Annotated in this window: 15 protein-coding genes; 11 read left to right on the plus strand and 4 right to left on the minus strand. The window is 66.7% G+C overall.

Annotated features, from left to right (window positions below; genetic code table 11):
• Positions 1-119: 119 nt before the first annotated feature.
• Positions 120-923, minus strand: coding sequence for a MarR family transcriptional regulator (locus tag J2848_RS26145; protein ID WP_149233758.1), 804 nt, complete (start codon positions 921-923; stop codon positions 120-122).
• A 1,088-nt stretch (positions 924-2,011) separates the two neighbouring features.
• On the opposite strand from J2848_RS26145, the gene J2848_RS26150 reads away from it, so the two are divergent.
• From J2848_RS26150 to J2848_RS26165, 4 genes are all read left to right on the plus strand, one after another.
• Positions 2,012-2,959, plus strand: coding sequence for a replication initiator protein A (locus J2848_RS26150; RefSeq protein WP_149233759.1), 948 nt, complete (start codon positions 2,012-2,014; stop codon positions 2,957-2,959).
• 104 nt (positions 2,960-3,063) lie between these two features.
• Positions 3,064-4,086 carry an AAA family ATPase gene (locus tag J2848_RS26155; RefSeq protein ID WP_149233760.1) on the plus strand — a complete coding sequence of 341 codons (1,023 nt, stop codon included), beginning with the start codon at positions 3,064-3,066 and terminating at the stop codon, positions 4,084-4,086.
• A complete protein-coding gene (locus tag J2848_RS26160; protein WP_149233761.1) occupies positions 4,076-4,930 on the plus strand; it encodes a ParB/RepB/Spo0J family partition protein in 855 nt (284 codons plus the stop codon). The genes J2848_RS26155 and J2848_RS26160 overlap by 11 nt, the downstream gene beginning before the upstream one ends.
• 402 nt (positions 4,931-5,332) lie before the next feature.
• Positions 5,333-6,877, plus strand: a complete 1,545-nt coding sequence (locus tag J2848_RS26165) for an ABC transporter substrate-binding protein (protein ID WP_149233762.1) — start codon at positions 5,333-5,335, stop codon at positions 6,875-6,877.
• Positions 6,878-6,976: 99 nt separating this feature from the next.
• Here the strand turns inward: J2848_RS26165 and J2848_RS26170 are convergent, their stop codons facing one another.
• Positions 6,977-7,645 carry a UCP032817 domain-containing protein gene (locus J2848_RS26170; protein ID WP_246194149.1) on the minus strand — a complete coding sequence of 223 codons (669 nt, stop codon included), beginning with the start codon at positions 7,643-7,645 and terminating at the stop codon, positions 6,977-6,979.
• 157 nt (positions 7,646-7,802) lie between these two features.
• The gene (locus tag J2848_RS26175) at positions 7,803-9,761 is read right to left on the minus strand and encodes a hybrid sensor histidine kinase/response regulator (RefSeq protein WP_149233763.1); all 1,959 of its coding nucleotides are present in this window, start codon (positions 9,759-9,761) and stop codon (positions 7,803-7,805) included.
• Positions 9,762-10,033: 272 nt separating this feature from the next.
• On the opposite strand from J2848_RS26175, the gene J2848_RS26180 reads away from it, so the two are divergent.
• Both J2848_RS26180 and J2848_RS26185 read left to right on the plus strand, forming a co-directional pair.
• Positions 10,034-12,877 (plus strand): hybrid sensor histidine kinase/response regulator, encoded by a 2,844-nt coding sequence (locus J2848_RS26180; RefSeq protein WP_246194151.1) that lies wholly within the window; start codon positions 10,034-10,036, stop codon positions 12,875-12,877.
• A gap of 87 nt (positions 12,878-12,964) precedes the next feature.
• Positions 12,965-14,314: an AlbA family DNA-binding domain-containing protein gene (locus J2848_RS26185; RefSeq protein WP_149233765.1), complete on the plus strand. Its 1,350-nt coding sequence runs from the start codon at positions 12,965-12,967 to the stop codon at positions 14,312-14,314.
• Positions 14,315-14,399: 85 nt separating this feature from the next.
• Here the strand turns inward: J2848_RS26185 and J2848_RS26190 are convergent, their stop codons facing one another.
• Positions 14,400-15,185, minus strand: a complete 786-nt coding sequence (locus J2848_RS26190) for a hypothetical protein (RefSeq protein WP_149233766.1) — start codon at positions 15,183-15,185, stop codon at positions 14,400-14,402.
• 395 nt (positions 15,186-15,580) lie between these two features.
• Here J2848_RS26190 and J2848_RS26195 point away from each other — a divergent pair, with 395 nt between their 5' ends.
• The 5 genes from J2848_RS26195 to J2848_RS26215 all read left to right on the plus strand — a co-directional run bounded on the left by J2848_RS26195 (position 15,581) and on the right by J2848_RS26215 (position 20,651).
• On the plus strand, positions 15,581-16,291 hold the full coding sequence (locus tag J2848_RS26195) for a hypothetical protein (protein ID WP_149233767.1): 711 nt from the start codon (positions 15,581-15,583) through the stop codon (positions 16,289-16,291).
• Positions 16,292-16,476: 185 nt separating this feature from the next.
• Positions 16,477-17,382, plus strand: coding sequence for an SMP-30/gluconolactonase/LRE family protein (locus J2848_RS26200; protein WP_149233768.1), 906 nt, complete (start codon positions 16,477-16,479; stop codon positions 17,380-17,382).
• A 16-nt stretch (positions 17,383-17,398) separates the two neighbouring features.
• A complete protein-coding gene (locus J2848_RS26205) occupies positions 17,399-18,349 on the plus strand; it encodes a LysR family transcriptional regulator (RefSeq protein ID WP_149233769.1) in 951 nt (316 codons plus the stop codon).
• Between the two features lie 182 nt (positions 18,350-18,531).
• Positions 18,532-19,074 carry a formate dehydrogenase subunit gamma gene (locus tag J2848_RS26210; protein ID WP_149233770.1) on the plus strand — a complete coding sequence of 181 codons (543 nt, stop codon included), beginning with the start codon at positions 18,532-18,534 and terminating at the stop codon, positions 19,072-19,074.
• Complete coding sequence (locus J2848_RS26215; RefSeq protein ID WP_149233771.1) at positions 19,071-20,651, plus strand: formate dehydrogenase beta subunit; 1,581 nt, start codon at positions 19,071-19,073, stop codon at positions 20,649-20,651. The genes J2848_RS26210 and J2848_RS26215 overlap by 4 nt, the downstream gene beginning before the upstream one ends.
• The last annotated feature ends 22 nt before the right edge of the window (positions 20,652-20,673 follow it).

Raw genomic sequence — 20,673 nt, forward strand, 5'->3', positions numbered from 1 at the left:
GCACATTCTCGATGCCGACCGGCGGCGTCAGCGTGCCGATCGCCTGCTCCACCCGCTCGGCCAGCGCGCCGATCTCGTCGGGCGTCAGGTCCTGCGTCTCGAACCGCAGATCCGCGACCTCAAGCCTGGCCAGCGAGGCGAAGGCGCAGGGCAGCGAGGGTTTCACGGTTGCGGCCGGCGGCATCGGGTGCGGCCCGCAGGGAACCGGAGCGGAGATCGGGGCGGCGGTCATGGCGGAACTCCCGGCGGAACTGGGGGGCGGAAGACTGGATGGACGGCTGGGCAGCCGGTGCGGCCGGCTGTTCGGTAGGCTGTTCGGCCGGGGCCACCAGCTCCCGGGCGATCCAGCGGCGCCAGGCGGCCCCCGGATCCGGCGGGCGGTAGCCGTTGCGGTGGTGGGCCCTGCGGCACCAGGACACGAACTTCGCCGTCACCCGGCCGGCGTCGACCTCCGGCCGCACCAAAGCCGCCCAGGCCAGATCGGCGGCATCCGGCTGCCAGTCCGCCGGCAACGCCTCATCCCGGCCAGCCATCCCCCCGTCCGAGGGGGAGGAGGATTCAGGATTCCGAGAATCCAAGGAAAAGCCGGCCGGCGAACCGCTGCTGTCAGCCGGCTGACAGGAGATGCCGGCGGTGAAACCCTCCATCCCCGCCAGCTGATAGGCGAACCCGCGCAGGCCCCGCCGCGGCTTGGCGCAGACCAGCGCCGCCGATTCCGGCAGGGTCTTCTCTTGCAGCCCCTTCAGCACGGCGTTGAACCAGGCACGGCTTTGCCCAAGCTCCTCGGCCAGCTCCCCTTGCGTGGCGGTGCAGACACCGTCGCGGTCGGCATGGGCGTAGAGCGCGGACAACACCGCAATGTCGGCGGCCTGGATGCCGGGCACGGCAATCCAGCGCCTGTACATGTCGATGTATGGCTTCATTGCTTTACCCGTCTGTCGGTCGGTCCGTGGACGGGTGGAGACAAGGAAAGAGCGTCAACGGACTCGCACTGAATCCGCTTGGCTTTGCGGGCCTGCCCTGCCATCATGGAGTCGCCAAACAGCCAGATGTGGGGTGCCCGGGGTTCCCTCGGTCTCCTCCGTCCGACACGAAGGGCCCGGAGCAATCCGGGCCTTTTGTGTTTGCGGAGGTTGTTCCTCCATCAACTCATGCTCTTCACTCCTTCACAGAACACGGGGCTGCAAGAACCCGTGGCGCCGGCCAGCCTCTGGCATGGGCGCATGTCGATGGCGTAAGGGCGGTTTTCGCCCGTTTTTTGAAATGTGTACGTCCCGTTGCGTGTCTGTCCACGGTCTTGGAAAAATCGTCCGCAGACGGCATTTCGCGGACACCCGCTTGGATTCTTGCGGAGGAATCAAGCACTTGCTCCGCCGCTGTCCCGGCTGCCCATCGTCAAGTGTCGCCGTTGTGCCGAAAGATTCGGGTCCAAACGTCGTCGTTGTGCCGAAAGATTCTTGGGAGCCAGCGGCTTGCGGCGACGGGAGGACCGCTTTGAACGTCGTCGTTCTGCCGAATGATCGAGCGGATCCCGCCCCTCTCCCCCCCTCTCCGGGATGGAATCGGCGGAGAATCGGGTGGGAATCGGCCCTTCGCCGGATCGTCCGAACGTCGCCGTTCTGCCAGTCGATGGGCTCCAAAGGGGGGTTCAGGCCGGATTCGGAGACTGCGCAGAGGACAATAACATAATGAAATCAATGGACTGGCCTGAAAGTCCCCTACTCCGCCCCTCTCCGGCACGGCAGAACGCAGACGTTGGCGCCGCCGCCGGCCGGCCGGAGCCGGTCCGCCCCGGCTCCCGCCTCCGTCCGGACTCCCTCCGAGCGCCCCCCGCCGCCGCCGGCCGGAAAAACTGGCAGAACGGCGACGTTCGGACGGTCAATCGACGCCGTCCCCGGGAATCTTTCGGCAGAACGGCGACGTTTGAGCCGATGCTGTGGAACAGGGCGGCGGGCTTGTGGATTATGGGTCAGACCCTTTTGAAGCCGCACAGGACCCGCGGAGAGATCGCATGACCCAGACCACCAACGCCGAGCTGCTCGACCGGCCGCTGCAATTGGCTCTGCGGCTCGATTCCCCGCTGACCGGCGACGTCCAGAACGACCGCCACATGATGGTCTACAGCCTGTTCGGCCTGTCGAAGGACAAGGCGGAATCGCTGCCGACCTATGATGACGGCAAGGTGCGGATCGAGGTGCGGGCGCCGAAGAATGTCGGTGTCGCGACGATCTGGGACAAGGCGGTGCTGCTCTACGCCATCTCGCTGCTGCGCGAGAAGATGGAATCCGGCAAGGGCCCGTCCAAGCTGGGCGAACTGCATTTCACCACCAGCGACCTCCAGCGCATCGTCGGCAAGACCGCCGGCGGCAGCGCCTACGACAAGATCGAAGGCGCGCTGGAGCGGCTTCAGGGCACGCAGATCAAGACCAACCTGGAAACCGGCGGCGAGGGCGAAAGCGGCGCCTTCTCCTGGATTTCCGACTACAAGCTGCTGTACCAGCGCAAGAAGGACGGCGAACGGGCGGTGCGCGGGCTGAAGCTGACGCTGTCGGGCTGGGTCACCCGCGCGGCGCTGGGCCATAATCTGCTGAGCTATGACGACCAGTATTTCGCGCTGAAGCCGGTGGAAAAGCGGCTCTACGAGATCGCGCGCGCCCACCTCGCCCGCGGCCATGCCTTCTGGATGGCGCTGGAGCCCCTGCGCAAGCGCGTCGGCTCCGACAACGATCTGCGCAAGTTCAAGAACGCGCTGGGTCCCGTGCTGGCCGCCGACCGCATTCCCGGCTATGGCGTCCGCATCGTCGAGACGGCGGAATACAAGGAGACGATGAAGGCCCGTGGCGCCGTGCTCGGCCGCGTGCTGAACGCCGACCTGCCGGTGCTGTTCTGGAAGAAGGACCAGGGCCAGCCGGAAAACTGGATCGACGTTCCCAAGGTCGAATACGACGAAACGGTCTGATTTCCTGACCGTCCGGCCACCTCCGTTCGGTAGACACCCGTTGCCGGAGTCGCGACGACTTGGTAGTCTCCCTGCCGACCGGTGCCGGGGCAGGAGGACGGGGCGTGACAGGGGAACAGTTGAAGGCGTTGCGGGAACGGCGCGGCCTGACCCAGACGCAGATGGCGGCGTTCGTCAATGAGTTGACCGGCCGCAAATATGACAAGCAGCGGCTCAGCAAATGGGAAACCGGCAAGGAGGCCCTGCCCCGCGACGTGCTGGGCCGGCTTCTGCTGCTGGATCTCGAACGGCCGGAAAGCGCCCTGCCCCGCCGCGGCACCACCGTCGCCGTCGGCTTGCAGAAGGGCGGCACCGCCAAGACCGCCACCTCCATCAACCTCGCTTTCATCCTGGCGCGGGCCGGCAACCGCGTCCTGCTGGTCGACGCCGATCCGCAGGGCAATGCCACCGTCCATGTCGGCGTGCCGCAGGCCGACATCGTCGCGCTGACGGAGGCCGGGAAGGTCCTCTACCACGCGCTGATGGGGAAGACGCCGCTCGACGCGGTGATCCGCCCGACCAGCGTCGAGGGGCTGGACGTCGTCCCCTCCAGCATCGCGCTGGCCAGCGCCGATACCGAACTGCCCGGCAACCTGACCAACGCCCAGACGGCGCTGGCCGAGATGCTCGACGGCGTGCGGGAACGTTACGACGTGATCGTCATCGACTGCGCCCCCAACCTGGGTGCGGTGACGATCAACGCCCTGACCGCCGCCGATTACGTCCTGGTGCCCTGCCAGGCGGAACCGCACGCCATCCTCGGCGTCAGCGCCTTCCTCGACACCGTCGCCAAGATCCAGCGCCGCCTGAACCCGCGGCTGGAGCTGCTGGGCATCCTGCCGACCATGGTGAACCCGCGCCAGACCCAGGACCGCTCGTCGCTCGACGACATCCAGCGGCTGTGGGGCGACAGCCGCCGCGTGTTCCCGCCGGTGCCGCGCGCCACCATCTACGCCCAGGCGGCCGGCGCCAACGTCATCACGCTGGATGCCGACATCGGCGCGCCGGGGGTGGAGAGCTATGCTGCCATCGCCGCCGCGCTGCTGACCGCCATGGGCCGTTTGCAGGAGACCGTCGATGCCGCCTAAGAAGCTGACCCGTCAGACCGCCGCCACCGTGCTCCAGGCCAAGGAGGCCGGCTTCGCCGCCGAGACCGACCGCCTGTTCGGGCTCAGCGGCGTGCTGCCCCGGTTGGTCGAGGTCGATCTGGCCGCCGTCGAGACCAACCCCGGCCAGCCGCGCACGGTGTTCGACGACGAGTCCCTGCGCTCGCTGGCGGAGTCCATCGCCCGCCACGGGTTGCAGCAACCCGTCCTCGTCCAGGAAGCGGCGGAGAAGGGCCGTTACCGGCTGGTGGCCGGCGAACGGCGGCTGCGCGCCCACCGGCTGCTCGGCCGCGGCACCATCGCCGCCATCATCACCAAGGGCCGGCCGGAAGAGATCGCGCTGATCGAGAATGTCCAGCGCGTGGACCTCGACGCCATCGACCTCGCCCGCGGCCTCTCCCAACTGATCGAGGCGCACGGCTACACCCAGGCGGAGGTGGCGGCGGCCGTCGGCTGTTCGGAGGCCGAGGTGTCGAAGCGCCTGAAGGTGCTGCGTCTGCCCGACGACATCCTGGCCGATTACCGCGCCAATCCCGACGCCGTGTCGCGCTCCGCCCTGGTCGAACTGGCCTTCGTCGAGGACGAGGCGGAGCTGCGCCGGCTGTGGCAGACGGCACGGACCGGCGGGCTGACCGTCGGTGCGGTGCGCGCCGCCCGTCCGGCGGCCTCCAGCTCGGCGGAACCGCTGCGGGTGCTGGGCAAGGCGATCAACCGGATGGACAAGGATCTGGCGGCCATCGACACCGTCGCCCAGGCCCTGCAGCGCGAGCACCGCGAACGCTTGCAGGCCCTGCGCGACCGCATCGACGCCCTGCTGAACGCGTGAAGGTGCGGCTCCCGCAGAAAAGCGCATCTCCCTCTCCCGCCTCTCGCACAAACTTCGTTTGTGCTGACGGCGTCAGGCGGATCGAAGATCCGCTGAGAGCCCCGGGGAGAGGGTCGGGGTGAGGGGGATGCACTGCGTGCCTTCGACAAAAGTCCCTCCCCCCTACCCTAACCTTCTCCCCGGGGGAAGGCTTCAACCTGATATCTGTGCACCTCGCACCATCATCATTGTAATGATGACCGAAGCTTTCGAACGCGAAAGCTCTTTCCGGTTGTGCTGCCAGCACATCGCATCCTAAAGCTGCTTTCGATTACGAAAGCCTCTGGCGCTCGGCCAGGGTGACCGCCTGCCCTGCCCCGTGTTAAGGATTGCCTGGAAAATCATCAAGGTCACGGATCAGCAATGCCGGTGGTGCAGAGACGACATTTCCTTGGTCTGCTCGGGGGCCTTCTCGGGGCAGCCGGTGCGCTCCCGGGGCGGGGACTGGCCGCGTCCGGCACCCTGCGGATCGGGCTGAAGTCCCTGCCCGGCGGGCTCAACCCGCTGACCGTCAACGATCTGGTCGCGCGTCAGGTCCTCGGCTCCATGTATGAAAGCCTGACCACGGTCGACTCCAAGGGCCGCATCCTGCCCGGCCTCGCCACCCGCTGGGAGGCGTCGGACGATGCGCGGCGCTGGCGGCTGACCATCCGCGACGGTGTCACCTTCCACACCGGCCGGCCCCTGACCGCCCTGGACGTCAAGCGCAGCTTCGAGGCCGCACTCGGCGGCGACGGCGCCAACTTCGCCTTGCTGGCGCTGTCCAAGGTGCGGGGCTTCCGCGAGCTGCGGGCCAAGACCGCCGGCGACCTGTCCGGCATCACCGTGGTCGACGACCGGACGCTGGAGGTGGCCTGTGACGAGCCCTGCGCCGTCTTCCCCTTCGCCCGCCTGAACATCGTCGATGTGGAGGCGGTCGGGCAGGCCGGGCCCGAATGGTTCCGCACCCTGTCGGCAGGGACCGGACCCTACCGGCTGGTGCGGTCGAGCGACGGCATCCGCATGGATGTGGAGGCCAACCCCAACTGGCGCGGCGGTTCGGTGCCGTTCGAACGGGTGTCCTTCCTCGCCACCGGCATCGGCAATGACGGCATCACGCTGTTCAACGACAGCCAGATCGACTTCACCTTCGTCGATACCGACGCGCTGCGCGGGGTAATGGACGACCCCGGCTTCAAACGCTCGCTGTCGAGCGTGCCGCGCATGCAGATGCGGGTGGTGGCGCTGGATCCGCGGCGGGTGAAGGCCTTCGGCGATCTGCGGGTGCGCCGGGCCATGTCGCTGCTGATCGACCGTGCTGCGATGGCGGAGCGCTTCTTCCGTGGGGTGGCTGCCGTGCACAACGGCATCGTTCCGCCGGCCCTGCTGTCCAACGAGCGGCTGGAGCCGCTGGCCTATGACCCGATGCTGGCGAAGCGTCTGCTGGAGGAGGCCGGCTATCCGGAGGGGCGCGGGATCGAGCCGTTCCAGGTGACCGTCGTCCCGGAATACCGGCGGGAGTTCGTCTATTACGTCTCGCAATGGAACAATGCCGGCATCCCGGCGAAGCTGGTGATGGCGCCGCGGCAGGAGTTCATCTCCCGCTCCCGCCGGCGCGAGTATGATGCCTTCCTGTTCGGCTGGACCGCCACCTATCCCGACCCGATGAACTTCCTCGACGAGCTGTTCAGCAGCGGCAGCCGCTTCAACCCCGTCGGCTGGACCAGCGCGCAGTTCGACCGCCTGATCGAGCAGGCGATGGCGATCCCCGATCCGGACCGCCGGGCCGAGGTCTACAAGGACGCCGAGGCTCTGGTGATGCGGGACCTGCCGGTGATCCCGCTGGTGGTGCCGGACTATGTGGCGCTGCGCGGCAACGTGCTGAGCGACAATTTCATCACGCCGTTCGGCGGCCTGAACTTCGGCTGACCATTTTGGCCGATACAGGGCAGGGCAGGGTGCCCGCATGAAAAAAGCCCCCGTCCGCTCGCGGACAGGGGCTTTTTCGTCGCTACAGGGACTGAGACGTCAGGCGGCGCCCTGCGGCCGTGCTTCGCGCAGGCAATCGGCCTTGGCAGTCTCGCGCAGGCAGTCGGCCGGCTTGGCCTCCCGCAGACAATCCGCACCCTTCGCCTCGCGGAGACAGTCGGCCGGCTTCGCTTCGCGCAGACAATCCGCACCCTTCGCTTCGCGGAGACAATCAGCCTGCGCGGCCTCCCGCAGGCAATCGGCGCCTTTCGCCTCGCGCAGGCAGTCAGCCCCCACGGCCTCGCGCAGGCAATCCGCCGCCTTCGCTTCGCGCAGGCAGTCAGCCTTGGCAGTCTCGCGCAGGCAGTCGGCACCGGCGAACAGGCGGGCGCTGTCGTTGCGGGCGGCGGCCATGCGCTCGGCCGGGACGGTCACGCCGTTGTGGTGGAGATACTCGCCATAGACCGCCTCGCAGAAGCGGAAATAGGCGCGGGTGTCGGCGACGATGAACTCGTGCCACAGGTCGTCGCAGGCGGCCGATTGCGGAACGATGTCGCGGTCCGGATGCTCGGCGCAGGCCAGCAGGAACGCCTTCAGCTGGGTCAGCGCGATCTCGGACGTGCTGCGGGTCATGCCTGCGGCGACGGCGCGGTCGACGACATAGCCAAAGTCGAAACCGGCGATGATGTCACGGGCACGGGTGATGTCGGTCGTGGTGGCGCCGCGCATGGGGTCCTCCAAAGTTACTTCTTGTCTGCTTTCGGACGGGGGTCACGATCGTCCGGGAATGCTGTCCGATCGTTCTGAGCCCCCACTGTTGTGACATAACATAGCCGAATATGTGAGATCATTTTTGGTCCTAAGCATCGGGGCCGGGCCACTGACCTCAAATTGTCTGAGTCTTATGCGGAGCGGCGACGTCCAGCGCCACCGCGGCCGGCCGGGCCGCCGTCATCTCTTCCACCAGCGCCGACAGGCGGTCGGGCATGATCGGCTTGGCGGCGACGATGACGCCCATCTCCGCCGCGCGCGCGGTCACGGCACTGTCGAGCCGGCCGGAGATCAGCACCGCCGGGATGCGCAGCCCGAGCCGGTGCCAGACGCCGTCGATGAAATCCAGGCCGTTTTCGGTGGCGGAGAGGTGGTAGTCGGCGATCACCGCGTCGGGCCGGATGTCGCCGCCCTCCACCGCCCGCAGGCCCTGCGTCACCGTGGAGGCACCGACGACACGATGCCCGGCCGTGTTGAGGAACATCGAGATGGCGGACAGCACGAACTGGTCGTCGTCGATCACCAGGATCGCGATCTCGCCGCTCTTCGCCGGTGCGTCCGCCAGCGTCGCCAGACTGGCGACAGGAGCGGGGGCAGGGGGCAATTCCGCCGGGCGCGGCGGCACCGATGCCGGCGCCGGCACGGGCTCGACCGCCGCCATCTCCGGCCCCATGGGGTCGATGGCCTGCTCCACCGGCGCCAGCGGCAGGGTGACCGAGAAGACGGAGCCCTTGCCCGGCGTCGAGCGCACCTTGACCGGGTGGTCCAGCACGCCGGCCAGCCGCCGCACGATCGACAGGCCGAGCCCGATGCCGTTGTCGCGGTTGCGCTCCGGGTTGCCGATCTGGTGGAACTCCTCCCAGATGGCGTCCAGCCGGTCCTCGGGGATGCCGATGCCGGTGTCGCGCACCTCGACGATCAGGCTGCCGCCGGATTCCAGGCAGGCGACCTGCACCTGTCCCGCTTGCGTGTAGCGGATGGCGTTGTCGATCAGGTTGCCCAGCAGCCGCAGCAGCAGCACCCGGTCGGTCAGCACCGGCGCCCGGTACTGCGGCACGGAGAAGGCCAGCCCCTTGTTGCGGGCGACCGGGCCATATTGCGAATCCAGCGCGTCGAACAGGTCGGCGACCTCGTGCACCGCCTTGTTGGCGGTGACGCCGCCGGCATCCAGCCGCGACACCTCCAGCAGCTCGTCCAGCAGCTGCTTCAGCGTCATCACCACCTGTTCGATCTTGCGCGCCGATTCCGCCACCTTCGGGTTGGGGGCGGTGGCGCGCAGCATGGCGGTCAGCATCAGCAGCGACTGGGCCGGCTGGCGCAGGTCGTGGCTGGCGGCGGCCATGAACTTCGCCTTCGACGCCACCGCCTGCTCGGCCCGCTCCTTGGCGACGCGCAGGTCGATGGCGTTCTGGCGGAAGGTGTCGAGCGCCTTGGCCATGCGGCCGATCTCGTCGTCGCGATGGCGCACCGGCACCGTCACCGTCACGTCGCCAGCCGCCAGATCGGCCATGGCGCGGGTCATGCCGGCGATCGGCAGGGTCATGCCGCGCGTCGCCCAGATCACCCCCAGCACCACCAGCAGGAGCGTGACAGCACCGATCCCGCCCAGCACCAGCACATGGTGGCGGATCGCCGCGTCGGTTGGCCCGGTGTCGAGCCGGACCAGCAGCGTGCCGATGGTGCGCGCCCCGCCGCTGCGGTCCTGGCGCGTCAGCGGCACGGTGGCTGCCGTGGCGGCCTCCTCCCCGACGATGGTGCCGCCCGGCTTGCGGAAGGTGGCGAAGCGTTCGCCATGGGTGCCCAGGATCACCGCCTCGGCGAAGCTGTCGATCGACCGCAGCGGGCCCAGCGCCGTCAGCGCCTCTTCCGGGTCGAGGTCCCACAGGGCGCTGGTCACGTCGTCCAGCACGATGCGGGTCGCCATCTCCGCCCGGATCGCCAGCTCGGCCCGCGTGTTGCGCACGTCGGCCTGGATCAGCACGACCATCGGCACGGCGACCAGCACCGACACCAGCACCACCGCCGATGCCGTCGTCCGGGCAACCAGGCTCCGTGAGAAGATCTTCAAGAACATGCCGAAGCCACCGAGAACAGCCAGCTAGAACACGACGAACACGAACGATACGCGGCGTCATCCTAGCCGAATCGGTGGCCAAACACGACAGCGACGTAAAAGCCATCGCCCATGCGGCTGCCATCCGTAGTCGTAGGAAAAAAGGCGGTATGACTGTTTCGAATCGTTTCTTCTTCTTGTTCAATTGCCTGTGTAAAAATCCCCGTCGGGTTTCGACGCATATGGCTTGGGAGCGGGGTAGCCGTTGGCGTAGTCGCTTGGGGGGCGGAGCAATGGGAACGGGCATCATCATCGCCCTTGCATATGGCGCCGGCCTGCTGGCGCTGGTTCTGCTTGCCTACCGGCAGATCCTGCGGCGGTTCGGCACCCGGCGCATCGCCTTCGCGGCGCTCTCCGCCCTGCTGGCCTGTGCCGCCGCCCTTTCCCTGCTGGCCGTCCTGCTGCTGCCCGATCGCGACCTCGTCCTGCGGGCGGTGCAGGAGCAGGCGCTGCCGCTGGCCGCCGTCACCACGCTTGGCCTTGGCCTGTTCGCCGTCCTGCTGGCGCGCGAGCACCGGCGCTTCGCCGCTGAGGCCACGCTGGCCGAGAACGCCGCCCTGTTCCGCGCCGTCTTCGACAGCTCCGCCGACCTCCACGTCGTCGTCCGCGTCGGTGCCGGCGGCGTCCTCACCCTGCATTGCGCCAACGACGCCGCCGTCCGCGCGATGGGCGAGCGGGTGACCCAGGCCCGCGGCAGGCCGATCGACGCCCTGCTGCCGCCCGACCTCGCCGCCAAGGTGATGGCGGACCTGCAATCCTGCATCGACGCCGGCGCCCCCACCCGCTTCGAGGAGCAGCACACCCACGACGGCGTCACCCGCTGGTGGGAGGTGTCGCAGGTGCCGATCCGCGACGCGAGCGGCGCCATCGTCATGCTGTCGGTCGGCGCCCGCGACATCACCCGCCGCCACGAGGCGGAGCGGGCGATCCGCGCCAGCGAGGCGCGCTACCGCCTGCTGGCGCGCAGCGTCACCGACATCATCGGCCGCATCGGCCTGGACGGCGTGCGCCGTTTCTGTTCGGAGGCGACGCGCGACAGCCTGGGCTGCGCCCCCGCCGATCTGGTCGGCCGCCCGCTGGTGGAGCGGGTGCACCCCGACGACCGCGACGCGCTCGCCGCCGGTCTGGCCCGCCTGACCCCGGACCGCCCGACCCTGAAGACCACCTACCGGCTGCGCCATGCCGACGGCCGCTGGGTGTGGATCGAGGCGGCGGTGCGGCTGGTCACCGACGACTGGGGCTCGCCGCAGGATTACGTCAGCGTCGAGCGCGACGTCACCGCCCGCAAGATCATGGAGGCGGAGCTTCAGGACGCCCGCCACGCGGCGGAGGCGGCCAGCCGCAGCAAGTCCGAATTCCTGGCGAGCCTGAGCCACGAGCTGCGCACGCCGATGAACGCCGTCATCGGCTTCGCCGACCTGATCGCGCGCGAGGCCGAGGGGCCGGTCGGCACCGCCCATTACCGCGACTTCGCCGTCAACATCCGTGACAGCGGCCAGCATCTGCTGGAGCTGATCAACGAGATCCTCGACCATGTCCGCGCCGAATCCGGCCAGCTGGTTCTCGACGACGAGCCGGTCGATCTCGACGCCGCCGCCACCTTCGCCGTCCGCCTGCTGACCCCGCGCGCCGCCCGCGCCGGCATCGCCCTCGACGCGACGGTCGACCCCGCCGCCCGCCATTTGCGCGGCGACGAGCGCCGCATCCGCCAGATCCTGCTGAACCTGCTGTCCAACGCGGTGAAATACACCCCGTCCGGCGGTTCGGTGTCGCTGACCGCCACCCCGGCGCCCGACGGCGGCCTGCTGCTGGAGGTGCGCGACAACGGCGTCGGCATCCCCGAACAGGATCTGGACCGCGTGCTGCTGGCCTATGCCCGCGTCGCGACCCCGGAGAACCGCCAGACCGAGGGCGCCGGCCTGGGCCTGCCGCTGACCCGCCGGCTGGTGGAGCTGCATGGCGGCACGCTGACCCTGGCGAGCCGGGTGGGGCAGGGCACCACCGTCACCATCCATTTCCCGCCCGAGCGGGTCGCCGATATGGCCGACGAGACGGGAGACGGGGTCGGCCGTCCCGCCCGGCCGCCGGCAAGCCAATCGTTGAGCGGCCGGCGCAGCCTGTCGATCCTGATGGTGGATGACGACCACAACATCCGCGAGAACGGCTGCGCCCTGCTGCGCAGCTGGGGCCACCGGGTGATCGCAGCATCGGGCGCCGGCGAGGCCCTGGTGGTTCTGCGCGGGTCCGAGCCGCTGGACCTGCTGTTCAGCGACATCGTGATGCCGCCGGGCATGAACGGGGCCGAGCTGGCGCGCGAGGCGCGGCGCCTGCGCCCCGACCTGCCGGTCCTGCTGGCGTCCGGCTTCGCCGCCCATGCGGTGGTGGCCGACGACGTGGCGATGGGCGGCTACGACCTGATCGCCAAGCCCTATGACCCGGCCGAACTGCGCGAGCATCTCGACCGCCTGCGCCCCTCCCCCCCGCCGCAGCCGGCAGCGGCGGAGCCTGTCCCGCCCCCCGCCGTCGGGCCCCTGGCCTCTCTCCCGCCGCCTTCCTCGCCGCCTTCCTCGCCATCGGCCGCGGCCGAACCGTCACCGCCTCCGGCGCCCGCCACGGCCCCCGCTGCGGCGCCCCCTGCGACACCACCCGCGAAGCCGGCGGCGGACTCCTTGCGTGTGCTGGTGGTGGAGGATGTGGAGATGAACCGCCTGCTGGCGGTCACGCTGCTGAAGCAGGCCGGCCACCGCGTGGTGGCGGTGGAGGACGGCGCCAAGGCGGTGGAGGCGGTGGCGCAGACAGCGGCGGGCGAGCCATTCGACGCCATCCTGATGGACATCAACATGCCGGTGATGGACGGGCTGGAGGCGACGCGCGCCATCCGCGCCATGCCGGGTCCGGAGTCCCGCGTCGCCATCGTCGCCCTGACCGCCAACACCTTTCCGGACGACATCGCCCGCTGTTACGAGGCCGGCATGGACTGCCACGTGCCGAAGCCGATCGACCGCACCCAGATGCTGGGCGAGATTGCGCGGTGCGTTGCTTCGCGGCGGGCGGTGGAGACGATGGGGGAGGGGTAGGGGGAGATGACGCCGTAAGAGAGTACACGGTTGTTGCAGAGTCTCCCAAGAGGTGCATAAACTGGTTACCAATTCGCGGGATTGAATATGGCTGAGATTGCTACGGAACTCCAAGCGCTGGTTGATAGACCCCGAGAAAGCTTGAATATCGAGGTCAAGCGCTGGATCGACCTTGGTGATAAGGCTGGTGCTGCAACGATCGCGAAGGCGGCCATTGCGCTTGCCAATCACGGGGGTGGGTTTATCCTGCTCGGTTTCGAGGAGTTGAGTGACGGATCATTCCAAGTGGGTCAGCCGGTACCTTCATTTTTGGACGCTTATAGTCAGGATGTCATTGCGCGAGTTGTTGCCAGCTATGCAGAACCGGCCTTCCAAGTTCAGGTGACGCATATCCGGCGGAGTGGTGCTGACGGTACAGTTCACCCAGTTGTCATTGTTCCGGGCAGCCACCGTGTGCCGATACAGGCGAAGAAGGGTAGTCCCGATCAGAAGACCCTGATTGCAGGACGCGTCTATATCCGTCGTCCGACGCCAGAGAGTGCCGAGCCGGCAACGGCTGGGGATTGGCGCGATCTTTTTGATCGCTGTATCCGTGCTGGCCGCGACGATCTTTTGGACGCGATCCGGGGGATATTGGATGGCAGGAGTGTGGCTACGGAGGAATTGCCTCCTTCCAAGCTGGAACAGTTGAGGGCGTGGCGTGATAAAGGGTTGATGCGATGGCGTGAGCTTGTGGCGGAGGGGGCCGATCCTAAACCTGCAGAGGCTCTCGGTTATTACACGGTTGCCTATCAGATTGATGCCTCCTTGCCGGCCCGCCCGCTGGCAGAGGTTCTTGATCTTCTGGATCGCGCTACGGTGCGGCATACAGGATGGTCCCCTTGGTGGGTGCCGACACGAGGCGCTATCCGTCCTTATGTTCATGACAATTCTGTCGAATGCTATCTTGGTGATGAGCCTGGGCACTGGTTGGCTGACCCGGCCCATACTGACTTCTGGCGAGTGACAGCAGAAGGGCAGGCGCTGCTTGTGCGTGGATTCGATGAAGATTCTATTCCTGATCGTCTGCCACAGGGCAAAGGGTTCGATATTACTATGCCAGTTTGGCGAGTTGCCGAATGTTTTCTTCAGGCTGCGTCCTTTGCCAAACAGTTGTCGTCGACACCCGTGCCGCTGACCATCATGGTTGCATGGACAGGATTACAAGGACGCGAACTCGTGCATATTGAAAGACGCCGATTAGTATATCCCGAGCAGATTGCACGCCAAAATAATTTTGAGCGTAGTTTGAGCGTTATAAGCGACAAGATTGAGGATCAACTTCCTGAGTTTCTTTTCGAGTTTCTTCAACCACTTTATGCGCTGTTTGATTTCTTTAAATTACCAAAGCAACTTGTCGACGAAGAGGTGCGGAGATTGCGGTCAAATCAATTCTGAAAATTGTGTTTTCCAAATAATGAATTATGATTTTGGAACTACAGTTTCTATCCAGCTACTGTTGTCTTCAGTGAGCATTCAGAGTTTAGGCAAGAAGTCCCCTTTTCTTTTTCATGAATTCGTCAATTTTTCCAGATTCAAGGAGAAAAAATACCGTCTTCTTTGCTTCCAATGAAGAGGTAAACCTCTGCTTTCCGTCAATTTCATTGATCCTAATCATAAACTTTTGTCTGACATTAACAATAGATATTTCGTAATTTTTCTGCTTTATGCTCTCAATGCCCTCTTCGAGTATAGTCCACCGCGACGATGAAATGAATCTTCTCTGCCGATCATTAAATCGGCGAAGGGATTCCATGTGGGTGCCGGCTTCATCAGAGCAGGTTAAATTGTCACAACAAACTTCTCCAACTTCCATAGTCGGCCATTTGTTGTGCTGAATCATGAAAACGTGGCGAATTGCAGTCCCGCATAGCTGGCAGGTCCCATCCAAATCCCCCAAGTCATCATACCCGATCAAGGACCAGCCAAAATTCGGCATGATCTTTCCGTGCTCTGCGGCATGGCAGCCACGGCAGAGCGTCTCGCAAAGTTCATAGGGGTATTCCCATGGTTTATGATTGAGAAGATACGCCTTGTGGTGGACCTGCAAAATAACACCGTCCGAGAGACCTCTTCGGCAACGACAACACACCCCGCCGTCAAGCCGGATGACTTCGTTGCAAAATTCCTTCCATGATTTGCTTCTGTACGGATCCATCGCGGGATAAAGATTATGTTCGGAAATGGGCCGATTGCGGTAGAAACTATACAGGAATTTCCCGAAAATAGACAAGATTAAAGGAGTAGTCCCGCTTTTCGAATTCCCCATCGAAGGAATCTCGCTTGCCTACGCACTGATAGCATCTTGGTATGATAGGCGCGAACCGCCTCTTTCGCGTTTTCTGGCGTTAAAGCAGACAGCAAGGCCAATCCGGCTTTCAACAAGTATGACTATGTTGATAGTTGCTTGGCGCCAGTTCAGCGAGATAAGGCGCTAAGAGTGCCGATCAAAACCTCTTGTATCCTAAGCGAAATTAATGGTTTGGAACAACTAAAGCGAAGTCTTGATCCGCGCTCTAAGGACCGAGCAGCTCATCAAACCCATTGTCCGCATTGGGTCAAGCATTGCCTCTCCGCCCATCCCCATTTTCACGAAACTTCCCCAAAACAGGATGAAAATCCTATACCCTCTCCGCAATGCCCCCTCATTCGCGGAGCCACCCCATGCCCCTCGACCCCCGCAGCTTCAACAACGACAACTTCCCTCGCTGGGCCGAAGAGCCGCCGACCCCGTCGGAAGGCTCGCTGGTCCCCGGTTCGCAGTTCCATGAGGAACAGTGGATCATGGCCGCCGGCATGCTGGCCCGCGGCAACAGCTTCCTTCAGGTCTCCCGCGCCATGGGGTGCAGCCGCACCACGCTGTGGCGGGCCTATTACGGCTCCCAGGATTTTCGTCACAGGGTGTGGTGGGAGAGGCAGGCGTTGAACCGCGAGGCCGAACTGCGTCTGTCCTCGCTGCGCATCCTGGTCGCCGAGCAGATCGAGCGGCTGGTCACCTCCGGCGATCCCGCCACCGTGCGCTGGCTGGCCGAGCGGCTCGGCCTGTTCGCCGGCCTCGACCTCCCGGCGGGCAAGCGGCAAGCCTCCCAGCCTGACCGGCAGCCCGACGATCCGCCGGCCCCCAGGCCGGCCCCGAAACCGGAAGACCCGCCCGCCGTCACCGTCCCCGAACTCGATGACGACGACATCCCCGGCGCCATTCGCGAACGCAGGATGCCCAACCCCGCCATGGTCGCCGCCGTCCTGGCCGAGCCGGAGGCGGAGGGGCCGAAGGGCGTCTTCCCCTATACCCTCAACCAGTATGAGGAGTACCCCAACCTCAATCCCGGCCCGGTGAGCCGCCGCGCAGCCGGTCCCTTCTCCTGGCGCCGGTAGGGGCCCCGGACGCCCGCCCGCCGGGCGCCGGCCGGAGGATGGAACAGCCGCCGAAACCTGTTCCACGCCGTTCCATCCCGCCGCCGGACGCGGCCACCGCGGCCGGACCCAGCCCACCAGCGGGCTTGATCGCGCGGCCGAACTGTCCGACCCTGCGGGTCCGTTCGACTACCGAGGATCACGCGATGACCGCCGGCCCTACCTTCACCCCAGCCTTCACCTGCGTGCTCGATGCCCGTGCCAAGCTGGGGGAGGGGCCGGTCTGGTCGGTGGACGAGCAGGCGCTCTATTGGGTCGACATCAAGGGCAAGGCGCTGAACCGCTTCGATCCCGCCACCGGCGCCAACCGGGTGATGGCTCTGCCGGAGGAGATCGGCTGCGTCGCCCCGCGCAAGGGCGGCGGCTTCATCGCCGGCCTGCGCTCCGGCCTGTGGGAACTGGACGGGGAGGGGAGGCCGGTGACCTGCCTCGCCACCAATCCGGAGGACCAGGGCGCCAGCCGGTTCAACGACGGCAAGACCGATCCCGCCGGCCGCTATCTGGCCGGCACGCTGGACGAGCCGAAGGCCGGCGGCAAGGCGCATCTCTACCGCTATGACCGGCGCGGGCTGGCGGTGCTGGCCGGCGGGCTGCTGACCTCCAACGGGCTGGCCTTCAGCCCGGACGGGCGGACGCTCTATCACGCCGACACCCCGACCTTCACCGTGCGCCGCTACCGCTACGACCCGGCGACCGGCGACCTCTCGGACGGCGAGATCTTCGTCCGGCTGGAGCCCAAGGACGGCGACCGCGGCCGGCCGGACGGCGCGGCGGTGGATGGGGAGGGCTGCTACTGGTCGGCGCTGTATGAGGGCGGGCGGGTCGCGCGCTTCTCGCCGGACGGGGACCTGCTGTCGGAACATCCGCTGCCGGCGCGCTGCCCGACCATGGTGGCCTTCGGCGGCCCCGACCTGCGCACGCTCTACGTCACCACCGCCAGCGCCGGCCGCCCGGCCGAGGAGCTGGAGCGGTTGCCGCAGTCCGGCGGCCTGTTCGCCATGACGGTCGAGGTACCGGGCCTGCCGGTCCCGCTCTTCGACCCGGACGCTTGACGAGCAGGGAGGGGCGATGTTCCGGAAGTTCGTCTATCTGCTGGCACTGGCGCGCGAGAAGCATTTCGGCCGCGCGGCGGAGAGCTGCCACGTCTCGCAGCCGACCCTCTCCAACGCCATCCGCCAGCTGGAGGAGGAGCTTCAGGTCCCCATCGTCGAGCGCGGCCAGAAGTTCGAAGGCTTCACGCCGGAAGGGCTGAAGGTGCTGGAATATGCCCGCCGCATCGTCGGCGAGCGCGACAACCTGCGCCACGAGCTGCTGGCGCTGGCCCAGGGCGTCACCGGCCATCTGCGGATCGGCGCCATCCCCACCGCCCTGCCGGTGGTGCCGCATGTGCTGACGCCCTTCACCAGCCGTTTCCCGCACATCCGCTCCAGCGTCGTGTCGCTCAGTTCGCGCGAGATCCAGCGCGGCCTCGACGAGTTCGAACTCGACGCCGCCATCACCTATCTCGACAACGAGCCGCTGAACAACGTCCGCACCCTGCCGCTCTACACCGAGCGCTACCACCTGCTGGCCCGCCGCGACGAGCTGCCGGAGGAGCTGATCGCCCAGGGGGCGGTGCCGTGGGAGACGGCGGCGAGCTTGCGGCTCTGCCTGCTCACCCCGGACATGCAGAACCGCCGCATCGCCGACACCGCCTTCCGCATGACCGGGCGGACGGTGGAGCCGGCGATGGAGACCAACTCCATCGTCACCCTCTACACCATCGTCCGCGCCGGCAACTGCGCCAGCATCGTCCCCGGCCAGCTTCTGACCTTCGTTCCGCCGCATCCGGACATCGTCGCCCTGCCGCTGGTCGACCCCGAGCTGAGCCACGTCGTCGGCCTCGCCTATGCCGACCGCGACCCGCCGCCGCCGCTCGCCAAGGCGCTGGCGGTGGCAGCATCCGATGCCGATATCGCCCAGCGCGTGGCGATCGGCGTCGCCGACGCGATGATCCCCTGGCGCGTGGCGATCCGCTGACGGCCTGCTCTTGATAGCCAAAAGCTATTACGCAATCGGAAAATACAATTTGCTGGCATACCGTATCCTCCGCCACTCTGATGGTGCCGGGCGCTGAGAGACGTTCGGAAAAACCCAGCAGTGCCAAGCCAGAACGACGCCGACCTCAAGAGCGGCGCGGACGATCGCAAGGAGGGACACCCGTGAACGCAAGCCATCCGTGGAGCGCTGAGCGCGCCATGACGATTGTCGAAGACAATCGGCATCTGCGCGGCGCCCTGCTGCCGATCCTCCACGCGCTGCAGGAAGAGTTCGGCTACATCGACGAACAGGCCATCCCCCTGCTGGCGACGGAGCTGAACCTCTCGCGCGCCGACGTGCATGGCGTGGTGTCCTTCTATCACGAATTCCGCCGCGAAAAGCCCGGCCGCCACATCATCAAGGTCTGCCGGGCCGAGGCCTGCCAGTCGATGGGTGCCAACGCCCTGGTCGACCACGTCAAGAAGCGGCTCCAGGTCGATTTCCACGGCACCACCGCCGACGGCGCCTTCACGCTGGAACCGGTCTTCTGCCTGGGCAACTGCGCCCTGTCCCCCGCCGTCATGATCGACGAGAACCTGCACGGCCGGGTCTCGCCCGACCGCTTCGACGCGCTGGCGGCCGAGACGCGGGCCAACCCGACGGCCCACCAGCAAATCCCCCGCGCCCTCAGCCACAAGGACAGCCACAAGGGTCACGCGCAATGAGCGGCCATCTGATCACCGTCTTCGTCCCGCGCGACTCCGCCGCCCTGTCGGTCGGCGCCGATGCCGTGGCCGCCGCCATCCGGGCCGAGGCCGCCAGGCGCGACCTGCCGCTGCGCATCGTCCGCAACGGCTCGCGCGGCATGCTCTATCTGGAACCGCTGGTCGAGGTGGAAACCGCTGACGGACGCGTCGCCTACGGCCCGGTCACCCCGGCGGATGTCCCCGGCCTGTTCGACGCCGGCTTCCTGACCGGCGGCGATCATGCGCTGGGCCACGGCCTGACCGAGGAAATCCCCTACTTCAAGAAGCAGGAACGCCTGACCTTCGCCCGCTGCGGCATCATCGATCCGCTGTCGGTCGAGGACTACCGCGCCCATGGCGGCTTCCGCGGCCTGGAGAACGCGCTGGCGATGTCCCAGGCGGAGATCGTCAAAGCGGTGACCGACAGCGGCCTGCGCGGCCGCGGCGGTGCCGGCTTCCCCACCGGCATCAAGTGGAACACGGTGATGCAGGCGAAGGCGGACGAGAAGTTCGTCTGCTGCAACGCCGACGAGGGCGACAGCGGCACCTTCGCCGACCGCATGATCATCGAGGGCGACCCCTTCTGCCTGATCGAGGGCATGACCATCGCCGCCATCGCGGTGGGGGCGACCTCCGGCTACGTCTACATGCGCTCGGAATACCCGCACGCCACGGCGACCCTGCGCCATGCCATCAAGCTCGCCTATGACGAGGGCTGGCTCGGCGACAACATCCACGGCACCAACCGCACCTTCCACCTCGACGTCCGCGTCGGCGCCGGCGCCTACATCTGCGGCGAAGAGACGGCGATGCTGGAAAGCCTGGAGGGCAAGCGCGGCATGGTGCGCGCCAAGCCGCCGCTGCCGGCGCTGGAAGGCCTGTTCGGCAAGCCGACGGTGGTCAACAACGTGCTGTCGCTCTGCTCGGTGCCGATCATCCTCGACAAGGGCGGCGACTATTACCGCGACTTCGGCGTCGGCCGGTCACGCGGCACGCTGCCCTTCCAGCTCGCCGGCAACATCAGGAATGGCGGCATCGTCGAGAAGGCCTTCGGTATCACCCTGCATGAGCTGCTCTACGACTTCGGCGGCGGCACCATCACCGGCCGGCCGATCCGCGCGGTGCAGGTCGGCGGTCCCCTCGGCGCCTATCTGCCGCCCTCGCAGTTCGACCTGCCCAAGGATTACGAGGCCTTCGCGGCGCAGGAGGCGATGGTCGGCCATGGCGGCATCGTCGTCTTCGACGACAGCGTCGACATGGCCCAGCAGGCCCGCTTCGCCATGGAGTTCTGCGTCGCCGAATCCTGCGGCAAATGCACCCCCTGCCGCATCGGCTCGACCCGCGGCATGGAGACGCTGGACAAGATCATCGCCGGCAAGAACGTCGATGCGAACCTCGAACTGCTCGCCGACCTCTGCGACGTGATGGTGGACGGCTCGCTCTGTGCCATGGGCGGCATGACGCCCTATCCGGTGCGCAGCGCGGTGAAGCACTTCCCGGAAGACTTCCGCAAGAAGCAGCACGCCGTCCGCGTCACCCACATCGCCGCCGAATAACGAGCGACCCCAGGAGCACCCG

It is taken from the genome of Azospirillum lipoferum (assembly GCF_024170005.1).
GTDB classification, from domain to species: Bacteria; Pseudomonadota; Alphaproteobacteria; order Azospirillales; family Azospirillaceae; genus Azospirillum; species Azospirillum lipoferum.

Coding starts and splice junctions, on each gene's coding strand:
- J2848_RS26145 (WP_149233758.1), bottom strand. CDS start 923: ATGAAGCCATACATCGACATGTACAGGCGCTGGATTGCCGTGCCCGGC.
- J2848_RS26150 (WP_149233759.1), top strand. CDS start 2,012: ATGACCCAGACCACCAACGCCGAGCTGCTCGACCGGCCGCTGCAATTG.
- J2848_RS26160 (WP_149233761.1), top strand. CDS start 4,076: ATGCCGCCTAAGAAGCTGACCCGTCAGACCGCCGCCACCGTGCTCCAG.
- J2848_RS26165 (WP_149233762.1), top strand. CDS start 5,333: ATGCCGGTGGTGCAGAGACGACATTTCCTTGGTCTGCTCGGGGGCCTT.
- J2848_RS26170 (WP_246194149.1), bottom strand. CDS start 7,645: ATGCGCGGCGCCACCACGACCGACATCACCCGTGCCCGTGACATCATC.
- J2848_RS26175 (WP_149233763.1), bottom strand. CDS start 9,761: ATGTTCTTGAAGATCTTCTCACGGAGCCTGGTTGCCCGGACGACGGCA.
- J2848_RS26180 (WP_246194151.1), top strand. CDS start 10,034: ATGGGAACGGGCATCATCATCGCCCTTGCATATGGCGCCGGCCTGCTG.
- J2848_RS26185 (WP_149233765.1), top strand. CDS start 12,965: ATGGCTGAGATTGCTACGGAACTCCAAGCGCTGGTTGATAGACCCCGA.
- J2848_RS26190 (WP_149233766.1), bottom strand. CDS start 15,185: ATGGGGAATTCGAAAAGCGGGACTACTCCTTTAATCTTGTCTATTTTC.
- J2848_RS26195 (WP_149233767.1), top strand. CDS start 15,581: ATGCCCCTCGACCCCCGCAGCTTCAACAACGACAACTTCCCTCGCTGG.
- J2848_RS26200 (WP_149233768.1), top strand. CDS start 16,477: ATGACCGCCGGCCCTACCTTCACCCCAGCCTTCACCTGCGTGCTCGAT.
- J2848_RS26205 (WP_149233769.1), top strand. CDS start 17,399: ATGTTCCGGAAGTTCGTCTATCTGCTGGCACTGGCGCGCGAGAAGCAT.
- J2848_RS26215 (WP_149233771.1), top strand. CDS start 19,071: ATGAGCGGCCATCTGATCACCGTCTTCGTCCCGCGCGACTCCGCCGCC.